Source organism: Bacillus sp. TH30, assembly GCF_016650875.1.
Classification (GTDB): domain Bacteria; phylum Bacillota; class Bacilli; order Bacillales; family Bacillaceae_G; genus Bacillus_A; species Bacillus_A mycoides.
Window position 1 is genome coordinate 2,840,162 of sequence record NZ_JAEKEY010000002.1, and the last position, 17,149, is coordinate 2,857,310.

General features: G+C 36.3%; 14 protein-coding genes and 2 pseudogenes. 14 read left to right on the forward strand and 2 right to left on the reverse strand.

The features are described from left to right. Positions 1-33: 33 nt before the first annotated feature. Positions 34-669, reverse strand: coding sequence for a YigZ family protein (locus JFU20_RS16595; protein ID WP_002034752.1), 636 nt, complete (start codon positions 667-669; stop codon positions 34-36). A 238-nt stretch (positions 670-907) separates the two neighbouring features. On the opposite strand from JFU20_RS16595, the gene JFU20_RS16600 reads away from it, so the two are divergent. The 7 genes from JFU20_RS16600 (at position 908) to hpf (ending at position 7,167) form a co-directional block, all read left to right on the forward strand. Then, positions 908-1,750, forward strand: coding sequence for a DegV family protein (locus JFU20_RS16600; protein WP_002016143.1), 843 nt, complete (start codon positions 908-910; stop codon positions 1,748-1,750). A 162-nt stretch (positions 1,751-1,912) separates the two neighbouring features. Then, on the forward strand, positions 1,913-2,227 hold the full coding sequence (locus JFU20_RS16605) for a winged helix-turn-helix transcriptional regulator (RefSeq protein WP_002089608.1): 315 nt from the start codon (positions 1,913-1,915) through the stop codon (positions 2,225-2,227). A gap of 263 nt (positions 2,228-2,490) precedes the next feature. Further along, the gene (locus JFU20_RS16610; RefSeq protein ID WP_201038763.1) at positions 2,491-3,795 is read left to right on the forward strand and encodes a C40 family peptidase; all 1,305 of its coding nucleotides are present in this window, start codon (positions 2,491-2,493) and stop codon (positions 3,793-3,795) included. 130 nt (positions 3,796-3,925) lie between these two features. Further along, positions 3,926-5,275, forward strand: coding sequence for an ATP-dependent helicase ComFA (gene comFA, locus JFU20_RS16615; RefSeq protein WP_033716222.1), 1,350 nt, complete (start codon positions 3,926-3,928; stop codon positions 5,273-5,275). Then, a complete protein-coding gene (locus JFU20_RS16620; protein WP_033716000.1) occupies positions 5,275-5,979 on the forward strand; it encodes a ComFC family protein in 705 nt (234 codons plus the stop codon). Before comFA ends, JFU20_RS16620 begins: the two co-directional genes overlap by 1 nt. Positions 5,980-6,105: 126 nt before the next feature. Next, positions 6,106-6,303 (forward strand): cold shock protein CspC, encoded by a 198-nt coding sequence (gene cspC, locus JFU20_RS16625; protein WP_001990088.1) that lies wholly within the window; start codon positions 6,106-6,108, stop codon positions 6,301-6,303. A gap of 321 nt (positions 6,304-6,624) precedes the next feature. Continuing rightward, entirely contained in the window at positions 6,625-7,167 is a 543-nt protein-coding gene (hpf, locus tag JFU20_RS16630; RefSeq protein WP_002016135.1) for a ribosome hibernation-promoting factor, HPF/YfiA family, read from the forward strand. 104 nt (positions 7,168-7,271) lie between these two features. Here hpf and JFU20_RS16635 read toward each other — a convergent pair. Next, positions 7,272-7,714: pseudogene (locus tag JFU20_RS16635) on the reverse strand (VOC family protein). Between the two features lie 82 nt (positions 7,715-7,796). On the opposite strand from JFU20_RS16635, the pseudogene JFU20_RS16640 reads away from it, so the two are divergent. The 7 genes and pseudogenes from JFU20_RS16640 (at position 7,797) to JFU20_RS16670 (ending at position 17,112) form a co-directional block, all read left to right on the forward strand. Beyond that, positions 7,797-8,728, forward strand: a pseudogene (locus JFU20_RS16640) (helix-turn-helix transcriptional regulator). 406 nt (positions 8,729-9,134) lie between these two features. Then, entirely contained in the window at positions 9,135-11,642 is a 2,508-nt protein-coding gene (secA, locus tag JFU20_RS16645) for a preprotein translocase subunit SecA (RefSeq protein WP_002016132.1), read from the forward strand. A 143-nt stretch (positions 11,643-11,785) separates the two neighbouring features. Further along, positions 11,786-12,884 (forward strand): peptide chain release factor 2 gene (prfB, locus tag JFU20_RS16650; protein WP_100248371.1). Its coding sequence is split into 2 segments (ribosomal slippage): positions 11,786-11,857 and positions 11,859-12,884, totalling 1,098 coding nucleotides; the frame shifts between segments, so codons are not numbered across the junction. Positions 12,885-13,340: 456 nt separating this feature from the next. Further along, entirely contained in the window at positions 13,341-13,664 is a 324-nt protein-coding gene (gene cccB / locus JFU20_RS16655) for a cytochrome c551 (protein ID WP_002016129.1), read from the forward strand. Between the two features lie 323 nt (positions 13,665-13,987). Continuing rightward, positions 13,988-14,674 carry a cell division ATP-binding protein FtsE gene (gene ftsE, locus JFU20_RS16660; RefSeq protein WP_002016128.1) on the forward strand — a complete coding sequence of 229 codons (687 nt, stop codon included), beginning with the start codon at positions 13,988-13,990 and terminating at the stop codon, positions 14,672-14,674. Continuing rightward, the gene (ftsX, locus tag JFU20_RS16665; protein WP_002089596.1) at positions 14,664-15,557 is read left to right on the forward strand and encodes a permease-like cell division protein FtsX; all 894 of its coding nucleotides are present in this window, start codon (positions 14,664-14,666) and stop codon (positions 15,555-15,557) included. Before ftsE ends, ftsX begins: the two co-directional genes overlap by 11 nt. Positions 15,558-15,675: 118 nt before the next feature. Beyond that, positions 15,676-17,112, forward strand: a complete 1,437-nt coding sequence (locus JFU20_RS16670) for a S41 family peptidase (protein ID WP_012261984.1) — start codon at positions 15,676-15,678, stop codon at positions 17,110-17,112. Positions 17,113-17,149: the final 37 nt, after the last annotated feature.

Below are 17,149 nucleotides of genomic sequence, written 5' to 3' on the forward strand. Positions count from 1 at the left end.
CATTAATCTTTAAAGGCGATACGTTAGCTATTCTTAGATAACACCTTGTTCTAAGTACAACATATCTCCTTCTTTAATTGTACACTTCCCGTTTGTTAATTCAATCATCCAATCCGTAAATGTTTGTTTTCGATTTTCTTCTACATACGTATCGAATGTGACGTTTTCTAGATAATGTATATCTTTAATGTTATATTCTGAATTACGTAATTCATTTTCAACTTTGCCAAGCAATGTGTAATCAATTTCTGTTTCCATAACGCGCATTAGTTTTCGCTCAACAACGCCTACGTGATTAAGTCCTTCACTTGTACATTTTCCATATGCGCGAATTAATCCACCAGCACCAAGTTTAATGCCACCAAAATAGCGCGTGACGACAACGACAGTATCCTTTAGACCTCGCTTTTTTAATACTTCTAACATAGGTACACCAGCTGTGCCGCTCGGTTCGCCGTCATCGTTTGCCTTTTGGATTTGATCTTGTTCACCGATTAAATATGCGGAACAATTATGTGTTGCATTCCAATGCTGTTTTTTTATTTTTTGTATAAATGCTTGAGCTTCCTCTTCCGTTGTGGCGCGATTCACATAGCAAATGAATCTTGATTTTTGAATCACAATTTCGTGCTCTCCATAGCCTTTTATTGTTAAATATTGTAATAACAATGGTATACGCCCCTATCTTTCAAAATAACTAGTACTTTACATTTTAAAAGCGAGCGTTTTTATATTCAAACATTTTTTACAAATATGTTGAAATTTTTGGTGAGTATTTTATCTTTTTGTTGTAATTTGTCGAGCGAGTGATTGTAGTTTCTAGCCGGCATTTTTATGTATGGATGCACCTTTTCTAGTTTTCGTGTAAAATTAGGGGATAAAAATTTTTTATAAGGCAGGTACGAAAATGAAAACAGCTATTGTTACCGATAGTACAGCATATATACCGAAGCATATTCGTGACGAACTCAATATATATATGATTCCATTAAACGTTGTGTTTGGAACGGAATCTTATCAAGAAGAGGCTGAAGTTTCAGCAAATGATTTTTATATAAAAGTACGTGAACAAGAAGAACTTCCGAAAACTTCGCAACCAGCAATTGGAAAGTTTTTAGAGTTATATGAAGAGTTATCTAAAGAATATGATGCAGTTATTAGCATTCACCTTTCCAGTGGAATTAGTGGTACATATCAAACAGCAACGGCAGCTGGACAGATGGTAGATGGTATTGATGTATATACGTACGACTCTGAAATTAGTTGTGAAGTACAAGGGTTTTACGTGCGTGAAGGGGCGAAATTAGTAAGTGAAGGGAAAGCCCCAGAAGAGATTATCGCTCGCTTTGATGAAATGAAGCAAACGATGGATGCTTATTTTGTAGTGGATGATTTACATCATTTACAACGTGGTGGAAGATTAAATAGTGCACAAGCTTTCATCGGTAGTTTGTTACAAGTAAAACCAGTATTATACTTTAGAGATAAAGTAATTATTCCATTCGAAAAAATTCGTACGCGTAAAAAAGCGTTAAAGCGTATCGTTGAAATCTTTGATGAGCAGGCAAATAAAGGTGTGCCTATGGAAGCTGTTATTATTCATGCGAATCGTGAAGAGGAAGCTAATGAATGGAAACAAGAATTAGAAGAGATATACCCTCATGTTACAATTCGTACGAGTTATTTCGGAGCTGTAATTGGGACGCATTTAGGTGAAGGTGCGCTTGGTTTAGGTTGGTATACGAAGTGATAAAGATATAAAAGCTCTCTTACTTGAAGAGGGTTTTTTTACGGGGATTTGACAAGTTAATATTTGGAAATGGTAAAATGTATGTAAAATTAAATAATGAGGAAAGTTTTATTACTTACTTTTTACAAGAAACTATATTATAATAGAAGAGAGGTGAAACATATGGAGCATAATTCTTGTTTATGTCCAAAGTTTGAGTCAGCTTTTACAATGCTTAGTAAGAAATGGACTGGCTTAATTATTAAATCTTTGCTCGAAGAGCCGAAACGTTTCAGAGAAATCGCAGATATTATACCGAATATGAGCGATCGTATGTTGTCAGAACGTTTAAAGGAATTAGAAGGCGAAGGTATTGTAGTTCGTAATGTTTATCCAGAAGTACCAGTTAGAATCGAGTACGGTGTAACTGATAAAGGGAAAGCGTTGGAAAGTGTTATGGATGAGGTCCAAAATTGGGCTGAGAAATGGATGAAGTAACGTTTCTATTTCATTCATATTGGAGTATTTTCAAAACGTAAGGGGTTCCCTTACGTTTTTTTCAATCCTATAAAAAACGGTGTAAGGCTCTTAAAATTCTACATATATATACAAATTTAGATATACTTTGCTATAGAGATAAATGTAATATTACATTTATTTTACAAAACCGTAACATTAGCAAAAAAACTCCCGAATTATGGTATAAATTTTAATAGGTTATATACGGAAAATGAAAAAAAGAAAGCGGTGTAAAAAATAAAATGAAAAAGCTAAAAATGGCATCTTGCGCATTAGTTGCAGGGTTAATGTTTTCTGGGCTAACACCAAATGTATTTGCAGAAGATAAAATTTCTGACGTGAAATCACAAATTAACACACAAAATGATACTTTACATAAACAACAACAAGAACGTGATGAATTACAAAAACAAATGAATGACTTAAACAAAACAATCCAAGGTTTGGATAAGTCTGTTCAAGAGAACGCTTCAAAACTTGATGAAACAACAAAAAAAGTTTCTGATACTGAGCAATTAATCGAAAATAAAAATAAAGATATTGCAGAACTACAAACAAAGATTGCAAAACGTGAAGAGTTATTAAGAAAACGTTTAGTTGCACTACAAGAACAGCCAAATACGAACATTGTAACAGAAGTTCTTGTAAACTCTAAAAACGTTGCAGATTTAGTTGATCGTTTAGCTTCTGTGTCTAAAATTATGGAATCTGACGAAGATATCATGAAAACACAACAAGAAGATCAAACGAGCGTGAAAAAAGATGTTGAGACAGTAAAAGAAAAACAAAAAGAATTAAAAGAAGCACAAGCTCAAATTGAAACTGCTAAGAAAGAACTTGACGTTGAAAAAGAGAAAAAAGCAACAGCAGTAAACGATTTAAGTGGTAAAATGGATACAGTTGTAACTACAATGACAAGTACGGAAGGTCAATTGAAAGAGCTAGAACAACAGGCATTAAAATTACAACAAATCGCTGAAAAAGAAGCGCAAGAAAAAGCGGCACAAGAAGCTGCTGCTCAAAAACAAGCAGAGCAAGCTGCTAAAGAAGCACAAGCTCAACAAGTTGCACCAGCACAAGCGCCTGCAGAACAAGCTGCTCCAGCAAACAATGCTGGACAAGCTAAAAAAGAAGAGCCTAAAAAAGAAGAGCCTAAAAAAGAAGAGAAAAAGCCAACTCCACCAACTCCACCAACTCCACCAACTGATGGTGTGATTGGTAAAGCACAACAATACTTAGGTTTACCATATGTTTGGGGGAGTGCATCTCCATCAAACGGTGGTTTTGACTGTAGTGGATTCATTTCTTACGTATTTGGTGTAGGTCGTCAAGACGTTGCAGGTTACTGGAACTCAGTTTCTAAAGTAAGTAGCCCACAACCTGGAGATTTAGTATTCTTCCAAGGTACTTATAAAGCAGGTCCATCTCACATCGGTATTTACGTTGGTAACGACCAAATGATTCATGCTGGTGATAAAGGGATTGCTTACTCTAGCTTAAGCAGTAGCTACAACCAAAAACATTTCTTAGGATACGGTAGATTCTAGGATTTATAATTGAATAAAAAACGTGTATAAAGTCGATAGCTTACTATTTTATAAGTAGGTTATCGGCTTTTTTGAGTTTTTACGAGATAAAGAGAAGGATTTATAGTAGTGCTGGAGGTGGTTATTGATGATGTTAGCTGGTAGACAGTTATTGTTAGAAGAACTCTCTTCAGATTTGCAGGATAAATTGGATCATTTGAAAAGGAATCGAGACGTGGTTTGTGTACAAGGGGTAATTAAGAAGTCTTCAAAATATATGTGTCAGCGCTGCGGAAATATAGAGCAGCGACTATTTGCATCATTGCTATGTAAAAGGTGCAATGAAGTATGTACGTATTGCCGGAAATGTATAACGATGGGCAGGGTAAGTGAATGTACTGTACTTGTACGCGGGATTGCTGAAATAAGCGGAGAAAGTTATTTGAATCCGTTACAGTGGGAAGGCATTTTGTCTGACGGTCAGGAGTTAGCTGCGCAAAGTGTCGTTGACGCTGTTAAGCAGAAAGAATCATTTTTTATTTGGGCGGTGTGCGGGGCTGGAAAAACAGAAATGTTGTTTCGCGGAATTGCAGAGGCACTACAAAAGGGAGAAAGAGTTTGTATTGCAACGCCGAGAACGGACGTTGTACTTGAATTAGCACCAAGATTACAAGAAGTGTTTCCAAATATAAATGTAGCTGCTTTATACGGAGGGAGTTTAGACCGAGAAAAAGATGCGGCGTTAATCGTTGCAACTACACATCAATTGTTACGTTATTATAGGGCGTTCCATGTCATGATTGTAGATGAGATAGATGCTTTTCCGTATCATGCAGATAAGATGTTGCAGTATGCAGTAAACGAAGCGATGAAAGAGAAGGCAGCACGTATTTATTTAACTGCAACTCCAGATGAAAAGTGGAAGCGTAAGTTGCGAAGTGGTAAGCAAAAAGGGGTTATTATTTCAGGGCGATACCATCGTCATCCATTGCCAGTTCCGATATTTCGGTGGTGCGGAAATTGGAAAAAGGGTCTTATACGTAAAAAAATTCCTCGTGCTTTATTACAATGGCTAAATCTGTACTTATCGAAACGATACCCCATTTTTCTATTTGTTCCTCATGTGCGATATGTAGAAGAAATTAGCCAGTTATTAAAATCATTAAACAATCAAATTGACGGTGTGCATGCAGAAGATCCGGCGAGAAAAGAGAAGGTAGCAGCTTTCAGAAAAGGAGAAATCCCTTTATTAGTTACAACGACGATTTTGGAACGTGGAGTAACTGTTAAAAATTTACAAGTTGCAGTTTTAGGAGCTGAGGAAGAAATATTTTCAGAAAGTGCTCTCGTTCAAATTGCAGGGCGTGCTGGCAGAAGCTCTGATGAACCGCATGGAGATGTTATCTATTTTCATTATGGAAAGACAGAGGCGATGGTGCGTGCGAAAAAACATATTCAAAGTATGAATAAGAATGCTAAAGAACAAGGATTGATAGATTGATGCATTGTCTACTTTGTGATGAGTATATTTCATATGCGATTAGTTGGTACACTTTTTTTGTTAAGCTTCATAAAAAGTATATATGTGATAGATGTGAACAAAAACTTTCCTATATTATAGGAGATATTTGCAAGGAGTGTGGTCGGCCTTTAGAACTTGTACCAGCTGAATATAAAAACGGGGATATTTGTATGGACTGCATAAGGTGGACGAACGAGCAGGGGTTTCCGTCTCTCATAAATCGTTCGTTGCATGTGTATGATGAAGGGATGAAAGAAATATTAGCACAGTTTAAATTTCGAGGAGATGCTGAATTAGTGCATATTTTTCATCAGCCTTTTCGAAGTCTTTTTCAAAAATATTTTGCGAATGTTTCAGTTGCCATTCCGGTTCCTCTTAGTGAAGAGCGAGAATACGAGCGTGGTTTTAATCAAGCGGAGTTACTAGCTTCTTGTTTGCCTATCAAAATATTTTGTACATCATTAAGAAGAATAGAAACAGAAAAACAAAGTAAGAAGAAGCGTAAAGAAAGGATATCGGGAGTTAATCCTTTTTATTTTCAGGGAGAAGAGATGTTTCATGAGCAACATGTTTTAATCGTGGATGATGTGTATACGACAGGAATTACTGTTAGGCAAATTGGAAGCCTTTTGTATGATCGAGGAGCGAGAGAGGTTTCTTGTTTGACGCTTTGTAGAGGTTAATATGTGAATGTCGAAAGGAGTAATAAAAAGACGACAGGTCTTCTTTGACTTACAGTCTTGTCATTCGCTATAGTCAGAATATGGGGCGAATGCCCTGATTTTAAGAGTGAAGGGAATGGAATGAACATGCAAGGACGAGTAAAATGGTTCAATGCAGAAAAGGGATTTGGGTTTATTGAGCGTGAAGATGGTGACGATGTGTTTGTTCATTTTTCTGCTATTCAACAAGATGGGTATAAGTCGTTAGAAGAAGGTCAACAAGTGGAGTTTGATATTGTTGATGGAGCACGTGGGCCACAAGCGGCCAATGTTGTGAAACTGTAAAAATTAAGTTTTTGGAAAAGATAGAGCTGTATTTTTAGCAGCATTATATAGATGGCGAAAGCTCTTGCTCGTAACAAGGGCTTTTTTGTTTTGGAGGAGTTGTCAAAAAGTTGTTTCTTTTCTGTAACTAATTGTCCACAGTTACAGTCGTTATTCACGATGGTAATAGGATAAAATAAAGATAGAAACGATGCATCTTTTCATTTCAACAAAAAACGATAAAAAAATCGCAATTCCACTAATTTTTTTAAAAAAATTAGAAGGAGTTTTTAAGCCAATGTCGAAATTGTAGTACATAGGCTTGAAAGGAGGAATTCATCTATGAAATTCAACATTCGTGGTGAAAATATTGAAGTAACTCCAGCATTAAAGGAATATGTAGAGAAAAAACTAAGTAAATTAGAGCGTTATTTTGATACATTCCCAGAGATTAAGGTTAACTTAAAAGTATACTCTGACAAGCAACGTATCGAGGTAACAATTCCATTTACAGATTTATTACTTCGTGCAGAAGAAACAAATAGCGATATGTACGCTGCGATTGATTTAGTAGTTGATAAAATTGAGCGACAAATTCGTAAACATAAAACAAAAGTAAACCGTAAATTACGTGAAAAGGGTTCTATTAAAACTAACTTTATCCTTCCAGAAGCAGTAGCTGTTCTGGATGCGGTAGAAGAGGATGAATTAGAACTTGTACGTACAAAACGATTCGATTTAAAACCGATGGACGTTGAAGAAGCGATCTTACAAATGGATATGCTAGGACATAGTTTCTTCGTCTTCACAAATGCTGATACAAATGAAACTAATGTTGTATATGGCCGTAAAGATGGGAAATATGGTTTAATCGAAACTAAATAATAATTCGAAGGCGCAGCCAAATGAGGCTGCGCTTTTTTTATATGTTTTTGCCTTCCTATCTTGTAATATTGATATAAATTTAAATGGCTTATTCGTAATGAAATTTAGAAGTCATGTTTTGTAACGGTCAATTGTATTACTATTCCAAAAGGATCTCGCACAATGGCGTAACCAGGGCTGAAGGAGTTTTTTTCAAAAGGTGTTAAAATATAAACCTCATCATGTTGAATTAGATTGTGATAGAGTGCTTCAATGGTTTGGAAATCTTTAGATTGAATGCATAATGATGAGTTATTACTTAATTGCCAAGGCGTGTGGAATCCACTGCCTGTTCTGCAATCATAATTTTATTAGTACCAATTTGTAAAACAGAATGGGTAATATAATGTTCTTGGCTTTCTTTATACGTGAAATTCGGATCTATTTCTTTCATTTCTTTATAATTCTTTTTAAATAAAACTTTTGCGTCTAAATACTGTTCGTAAAATGCAATTGCTTTAGCACCTTGCCCATTTAATGATAAAAAAGGGATTACTTCAAAGTTCATTGTATTGCCTCCTCCATATATGTTCACACTTATTACTATACAAATATAAGGTGCCACGCATTGGCACCTATAGGGAGAGTTTATGAAAAAAGTTGAGCGTTTAAATCAGATGCTACGTTTTATTAATCAAAAACAAATATTCACATTGAAAGATTTAATGGATGAATTTTAAATTTCAAAAAGGACAGCTTTACGTGATATTGCATCATTAGAGGAAATGGGTGCCCCTCTTTTTGCAGAGTATGGTCGGTATGGAGGGTATCGTTTAATAAAAACGATGACATTACCACCGATTTCATTTACAAATCATGAAGTTTTTGCACTTTATTTTGCAATGCAAGCACTAAGTAGTTTTGTAAGTATTCCTTTTCAAATCTCGTTTCGTTCCATTAATAAGAAATTTTTAGATAGTGTTTCGTCAAAACAGCGTGAGCAAATTGAAAACTTGCAAAAAAGAGTGTCCTTTTTTCATTTGGAACAAGCACATGAATGTGGTTATCTAGAAGAGATTTTGTTAGCTGCTGTTCAAAATAGGGCTTTAACTATAATAAACTATGTAACGCCGAAACAAACGACAATGCGCCGTATTCAGCCTATGCAATGAAAGGTTATTGGTATTGTCAGGTTTACGATTTAGATAAAGCGACTTATCGAGTGTTTCGCTGTGATCGTATTAGGTCGTTAGAAATGGTAGATGCTCAGGATAGTCTGGATTTGGAAAATATAAATATACATAACGCACATAGTCTTTGGAAGGCAACTGAACAAGCTATTCAATTTAAATGCTCAATTACTGCGAGGGGGATAGAGATATTCAAGCAACAACAATATCCTTCGATGAAATTATGGGAAGAATGTGAAGATACATATTTAATAGGAACTTATGAGCCTGCTGAAATCAACTTTATCATTTCATATCTAGCTAGTTTTGGTAAAACTATAAAAATAATTGAGCCATCTTCTTTAAAAGAGAACTTGAAAGAATACTACTTAGATTTAATACAAAATTTGTAACGAAGAGATAGTAGTTTGTTGGAAGAAATAAAATAAAATAAAAACTTTTTCTGAATCTACGGCTCGACATTTGGACGATTGTTGTCATAGTTATAAGACAAGTGTTACAATTATCATTAGGTTTATACATTTTAGTTTTTTTAATTAGGAGAAAAATTGGCATAACATAAAGTGAAACTTTAATCAGCGGGGGTGTTCTTCATCCCCCACTGATTATTAGTTGAACCAATCGGGCTTTTACGGGCAGTTGAGCCTCCACCTAATTTCTTTGCTTTTGCTGAATTTTGAGGTAGGGGTCTTACAGCCCGTTAAGGCGGGATAAATTTGATTTTTATAACGACTGATTGTAAAGAGAAAAAGAAAGCAATCGGAAGTTTTATTTTAATAAAAGAGGAGCGTATTTCCTATGATCGGTATTTTAAAAAAGGTATTTGATGTCAACCAACGCCAAATTAAACGTATGCAGAAGACAGTGGAGCAAATTGATGCATTAGAATCATCTATTAAGCCGCTAACTGATGAACAATTAAAAGGAAAGACGATTGAATTTAAAGAACGTCTAACAAAAGGTGAGACAGTAGATGATCTACTTCCTGAAGCTTTTGCGGTTGTTCGTGAAGCAGCGAATCGTGTTCTTGGAATGCGTCCATATGGCGTACAGCTAATGGGTGGTATCGCCTTACATGAAGGAAATATCTCTGAGATGAAAACAGGTGAAGGTAAAACGTTAACATCTACTTTACCTGTATATTTAAACGCATTAACAGGAAAAGGTGTTCACGTTGTTACAGTCAATGAATACTTAGCGCAACGTGATGCGAGCGAAATGGGACAACTTCATGAGTTCCTTGGCCTAACTGTAGGGATTAACTTAAATAGTATGTCACGTGAAGAGAAACAAGCTGCTTATGCTGCTGATATTACGTATAGCACAAATAACGAGCTTGGGTTCGATTACTTACGTGACAACATGGTGTTATATAGAGAGCAGTGCGTTCAGCGTCCACTTAATTTTGCTATCATCGATGAAGTCGATTCTATTTTAGTCGATGAAGCACGTACGCCGCTTATTATTTCGGGACAAGCTCAAAAATCAGCAGAGCTATACATGTTTGCAAATGCATTCGTTCGTACATTAGAAAATGAAAAAGAATATTCATTTGATGTGAAAACGAAAAATGTAATGTTAACAGAAGATGGTATTACGAAAGCTGAGAAAGCTTTCCATATCGATAACTTATTCGATTTAAAACATGTAGCACTTCTTCACCATATTAATCAGGCGCTTCGTGCACACGTTGTTATGCACCTTGATACAGATTATGTTGTACAAGAAGGCGAAATCGTAATCGTAGACCAATTCACTGGTCGTCTTATGAAAGGTCGTCGTTATAGCGAAGGTTTACATCAAGCTATTGAAGCAAAAGAAGGCGTAGAAATTCAAAATGAAAGTATGACGCTTGCAACAATTACGTTCCAAAACTACTTCCGTATGTACGAAAAATTATCTGGTATGACTGGTACAGCGAAAACGGAAGAAGAAGAATTCCGTAGTATTTACAATATGAATGTTATCGTAATTCCAACGAATAAAGATATTATTCGTGATGATCGTGCTGATTTAATCTTCAAATCAATGGAAGGTAAATTCAATGCAGTTGTTGAGGATATTGTAAATCGTCATAAGCAAGGGCAACCTATTCTTGTTGGTACAGTTGCAATTGAAACGTCAGAGCTTATTTCAAAAATGTTAACACGTAAAGGTGTACGTCATAATATCTTAAATGCAAAAAACCATGCGCGTGAAGCAGATATCATTGCAGAAGCTGGTATGAAAGGCGCTGTAACAATTGCGACGAATATGGCTGGTCGTGGTACGGATATTAAGTTAGGCGACGATATTAGAAACGTTGGCCTAGCAGTTATCGGTACAGAGCGTCACGAAAGTCGTCGTATTGATAATCAGTTACGTGGTCGTTCTGGTCGTCAAGGGGACCCTGGTGTAACACAGTTCTACTTATCAATGGAAGATGAACTAATGCGCCGCTTCGGTTCTGACAATATGAAAGCGATGATGGATCGCCTTGGTATGGATGATTCACAGCCAATCGAAAGTAAAATGGTTTCTCGTGCGGTAGAATCTGCGCAAAAACGTGTGGAAGGAAATAACTATGATGCACGTAAACAGCTATTGCAATACGACGATGTACTTCGTCAACAACGTGAAGTAATTTATAAACAGCGTCAAGAAGTAATGGATTCAGAGAACTTACGCAGTATTATTGAAGGTATGATGAAATCTACGATAGAACGTGCTGTTGCACTTCATACGCAAGAAGAAATCGAAGAAGATTGGAGCATTAAAGGTCTTGTCGATTACTTAAATACAAACCTTCTTGAAGAAGGAGATGTAAAAGAAGAAGAGTTACGTCGCCTTGCTCCAGAAGAAATGAGCGAATCAATCATCGCGAAATTGTTAGAGCGTTATAATGAAAGAGAGAAGCTTCTACCTGAAGAGCAGACGCGTGAATTCGAAAAGGTTGTTGTATTCCGTGTTGTAGATACGAAATGGACAGATCATATCGATGCAATGGATCACCTTCGTGAAGGTATTCATTTACGTGCTTACGGACAAATCGATCCACTTCGTGAATACCAAATGGAAGGGTTCGCAATGTTCGAGTCGATGATCGCTTCTATTGAAGAGGAAATCTCTCGTTACATTATGAAAGCTGAAATTGAGCAAAACTTAGAGCGTCAAGAAGTTGTTCAAGGTGAAGCTGTTCATCCATCAAGCGATGGCGAAGACTCGAAGAAAAAACCGGTTGTAAAAGGTGACCAAATGGGACGCAACGATTTATGTAAATGCGGTAGTGGCAAGAAATATAAAAACTGTTGTGGCATTGGGCAGTAATAGGGAACTGTAGTTCAGGCTGCTTTGCAAACTTTTACATCAAAAATGTATAATGAAAAGGTTTAAACTCTCTCCGTAATAAGTGGAGAGAGTTTCCCTTGTTTTCATATGAAAGTAACAGCAATTACATAGAGGTGAAGGAAATGGAATTAGTAGAAATTAGGCAAGAACTAGAAAAAATGGCTAAGAGATTAGCGGCTTTTAGGGGGTCTCTTTGACCTTCCTACTAAGGAAAAACAAATTGCAGAATTAGAAGAAACGATGATGGGCGCAGGATTTTGGGATGACCAACAAGGCGCACAAGCTGTAATTAATGAAGCGAATGCGCTGAAAGATATGGTTGGAAGGTTCCGTCAGTTAGATGAGACGTTCGAAAACTTAGAAATGACGCATGACTTACTTAAAGAAGAGTATGATGAAGATTTACATGAGGAACTAGAATCAGAAGTGAAAACTTTAATTCAAGAAATGAATGAGTACGAGCTGCAGTTACTATTAAGCGATCCTTATGATAAAAATAACGCTATTTTAGAATTACACCCAGGTGCAGGTGGAACAGAGTCACAAGACTGGGGTTCTATGTTATTACGTATGTACACGCGCTGGGCTGAAAAACGTAGGTTTAAAGTAGAAACGGTTGACTACTTACCGGGCGATGAAGCTGGTATTAAGAGTGTTACATTATTAATTAAAGGTCATAACGCTTACGGTTACTTGAAAGCGGAGAAAGGTGTACATCGTCTTGTACGTATTTCACCGTTCGATTCTTCAGGTCGTCGTCATACATCGTTCGTATCTTGTGAAGTTGTACCTGAATTCAATGATGAAGTTGAAATTGAAGTGCGTACAGAAGATTTGAAAATAGATACGTATCGTGCAAGTGGTGCAGGTGGACAGCACGTTAATACGACAGATTCAGCAGTTCGTATAACTCATCTACCAACAAACACGGTTGTAACATGTCAGTCAGAGCGTTCTCAAATTAAAAACCGTGAGCATGCGATGAAAATGCTAAAAGCGAAATTATATCAAAAGAAATTAGAAGAACAACAAGCACAATTAGATGAGATTCGCGGAGAGCAAAAAGAAATTGGATGGGGCAGCCAAATCCGTTCTTACGTATTCCACCCGTATTCTCTTGTGAAAGACCATCGTACAAATACAGAAGTTGGTAACGTACAAGCAGTTATGGATGGGGAAATTAATCCGTTTATTGATGCGTATTTACGTTCTCGTATTTAGTAAGAGAAAAAGCCAACAGAATTGTTGGCACATGCTGAGGTCCAAGAGGATATAAAGAGGCTTATCTTATTTATATTGATGAAATAAAGAGGAAGAGAAGTTGGAAACGACAACTTCTCTTTTTGATGAGATTATATGTAGAATACAATGCCGTATATTGTTTTGTAAAAGGTAGAGAATAGTAAAACAAAGTGGTAATAGAGTAGGACTTTATATAGAATTTCTCAGTTTTGATTGGAGAAAAAGGCTCTTTATAGAACTTTCTAAGGTGTTCACAGAATTGAAACAATTTATGAAAGCTTATTTTATTAGGCTTCTCACTATATTTGTGAAAAATATGAAATACACCTTAGTTTTTCTATATAAAGATAATGCTTATAATGAATATTGAATGTGTTATGAAAACTATTGCCTAGTTATGAATGAAAAGAATATCAACAATGGGGAGCGATAGAAGTGAAAAAGAAATTGTTGGCTATTACGCTGGGGACATCAGTCGTTTTTGCTTTAGGAGCATGTGGAAATAAAGAAGAGAGTAAACCATCAAAACAATCTGCAAGCACAGATAGCGCAGAGCAAATTTACCAAAAAAGTTGTATAGGTTGTCACGCTAAAGATTTATCAGGAGCAACTGGACCAGATTTACGAAAAGTAGGACAGAAATATGACGCAGCAGAGATTGAAAAGATTATTGAAAAAGGCCGCGGTTCAATGTCACCAGGAATTATTCAAGGTGAAGATGCGAAAAAAGTAGCTGAATGGTTAGCGGAGCATAAATAAGAAACGTAATTAATAAACGAGCTGATTGTATAACTTGACCGAAAAGTGCTTCGAGTTAAGTAATTACATGAGCTCGTTTACCTTTTATTAGTATGTAACATAACTGTAACAAAATTGTATCCGAATTGGAAACCGATTGATGTTACAATGGGGTTTGTAGAATTTTGATGAAATATATTACATAGAGTAGCGTTGCTAATAAAAAGCATGTATGGAAGCTACCTTCAACAAGAATGGTCGAATGAAAATAAAGGTTTTTCTTTTATTTTCAAATGTACAGAAAAGTATTTCTAAAAAAATCATTAAGTATTGGGTGATAAATAATGATAAAAATGACGAATGTTTATAAGGAGTACCCAAATGGTATGAAAGCCATTGCTGGTCTCACAGTTAACATTAAACAAGGTGAATTCGTATACGTAGTTGGACCGAGTGGAGCCGGAAAATCTACATTTATTAAAATGATGTATCGTGAAGAGAAGCCATCTACAGGATCAATTAATGTAAATGGACTTGTAATTGAAACATTAGCAGAAAGAGATGTTCCATATTTCCGTCGTCAATTAGGCGTGATTTTCCAAGATTTTAAATTGCTACCTAAATTAACGGTATATGAGAATGTTGCGTTTGCTTTAGAAGTAATTGAAGAAGAGAAGGAAGCGATTCGTGAGCGCGTTACAGAAGTGTTAGGTCTTGTTGGTCTTGAAGAGCGTGCCGATGCACTTCCAAATGAGCTTTCGGGCGGAGAGCAACAACGTGTGGCGATTGCAAGAGCGATTGTAAATAAGCCAAAGGTTGTAATTGCCGATGAGCCAACAGGTAACTTAGATATTGAAACAGCTCTTGATATTATGAAGATTTTTAAACGTATTAATGAGCGTGGTACAACGATTGTTATGGCGACACATAACGCAGATATCGTAAATACAATTCGTCATCGTGTAATTGCAATTGAAGGCGGAAGAATTGTTCGAGACGAGATTGAGGGAGGATACGGATATGAAGGCTAAAACCCTTAGTCGACATTTGCGAGAAGGTGTGAAAAATCTATCCCGTAACGGATGGATGACATTTGCTTCTGTAAGTGCAGTAACAGTTACATTATTACTTGTAGGTGTCTTTTTGACAGCGATTATGAATATGAACCATTTTGCGACGAAAGTAGAGCAAGATGTAGAAATTCGTGTGCATGTTGATCCAGCAGCAAAAGAAGCTGATCAAAAGAAATTAGAAGAAGATATGAGTAAAATTGCGAAAGTAGATTCTATTAAATATTCTTCTAAAGAAGAAGAGTTGAAACGTTTAATTAAAAGCTTAGGCGATAGTGGAAAAACGTTCGAGTTATTTGAGCAAGATAACCCACTGAAAAACGTATTTGTTGTAAAGGCGAAAGAACCAACAGATACGGCAACAATTGCGAAAAAGATTGAGAAAATGCAGTTTGTAAGTAATGTTCAATACGGTAAAGGTCAAGTTGAAAAATTATTTGATACTGTAAAAACTGGTCGTAACATCGGGATTGCGTTAATTGCGGGTCTTCTATTCACAGCGATGTTCTTAATCTCTAACACAATTAAAATTACAATTTATGCTCGTAGTACTGAGATTGAAATTATGAAACTTGTTGGTGCAACAAACTGGTTTATTCGTTGGCCGTTCTTGTTAGAGGGATTATTCCTAGGAGTATTAGGATCAATTATTCCAATTGGCCTAATTTTAGTTATGTATAATTCGTTGCAAGGTGTGTTTAATGAAAAACTTGGCGGAACAATTTTCGAGCTTCTACCATACAACCCATTCGTATTCCAATTAGCTGGTTTATTAATGTTAATCGGTGCATTAATCGGTATGTGGGGAAGTGTAATGTCAATTCGTCGCTTCTTAAAAGTATAAAAAGTTGCAAACATAATTCGTACAAGCTTATCATATAGTAGAAATAGGTAAAGGCATCACACATCGTGTGATGCCTTTTGCTACACCACCTGTGTGTTCTGGAAAGGGGAATTCCGCATTGAAACGTAGAGTTGCAATTATTGGAATGGTTGTTGCATTTTTAATTGGTGCTGGCGGGATGTTTGGTGGTATGTACTGGTTTGGGATAAACCCAGCGTATGTAACGCAAACAGTATCGAATGGTAATGCTGGCACAGCGCAAGGGAATTTGGTAAAGATTAATGAGGCGTATGCACTAATTGATTCACGTTATGTGGAAGACGTGAAAGACGACAAATTAGTCGAAGGTGCGATACAGGGAATGTTGTCTACGCTGAAGGACCCTTATTCCACGTATATGGATAAAGAAACGGCAAAACAGTTTAGTCAGTCACTGGATCCTGAACTTGAAGGGATTGGAGCTGAAGTGAACAAGACGGACGGTAAGCTTATTATCGTATCGCCAATTAAAGGTTCACCAGCAGAAAAGATAGGAATTAAACCGAATGACCAAATTTTATCTGTAGATGGAAATAGTGTGAAAGATTTATCACGTGAAGAAGCAGTATTAAAAATTCGTGGTAAAAAAGGAACGACTGTTGCAATTGAAATTAAGCGCGCAGGAGTGGCTGATCCGATAGAATTTAAAATTAAGCGTGAAAAGATTCCGATTTTCACTGTATTTAGTTCTGTAAAGCAAGATAGCGGAAAAGATATCGGTTATATGCAAATTACTTCTTTCGCTGAAAATACTGCGAAAGAATTTAAGGATCAGTTAAAAGAGCTAGAGAAGAAAAACATAAAAGGCTTAGTTATTGACGTGCGTGGTAATCCTGGCGGTTATTTAAATAGTGTAGAAGATATACTAGGAGACATCATGACAGATAAAAAGCCAATGCTACAAGTAGAACAGCGAAATGGTGAGAAGAAGAAATTCTCTACGGAACTGAAAGAGAGAAAGTCATATCCAATTTCAGTATTAATTGATAACGGAAGTGCTTCTGCTTCAGAGATTTTAGCTGGTGCGCTAAAAGAAGGAGAAGGATACGATTTAATTGGTGAAAAAACGTTTGGTAAAGGTACTGTTCAACAGGCTGTTCCATTTAAAGATGGCAGCAACATTAAATTAACAATGTTTAAATGGTTAACACCAGATGGCAATTGGATTCATAAAAAAGGAATCGCGCCAACTGTAGAAGTGAAGCAACCAGATTATTATCATGCGACACCAATTCAAATTGAAAAGACACTTTCATACAATTCAAATGATGTACAAGTAAAACACGCACAAGAAATGCTTAAGAGCTTAGGATATGTACCAGGACGTGAAGATGGATACTTTAGCAAAGAGACAGAATCAGCACTAAAAGCATTCCAAAATGCGAATGAGATGGAAGCAACAGGACAACTCGATAAAAAGACAGCTGAAGCGATTCAAACTAAAATCATTGAAAAAATCCGTTCTGGAGAAAATGATTTACAATTACAGACGGCATTGAAATTAATAGCGAAATAAGAAAGAATACAGGCACTTTGATGCCTGTATTTTTTTA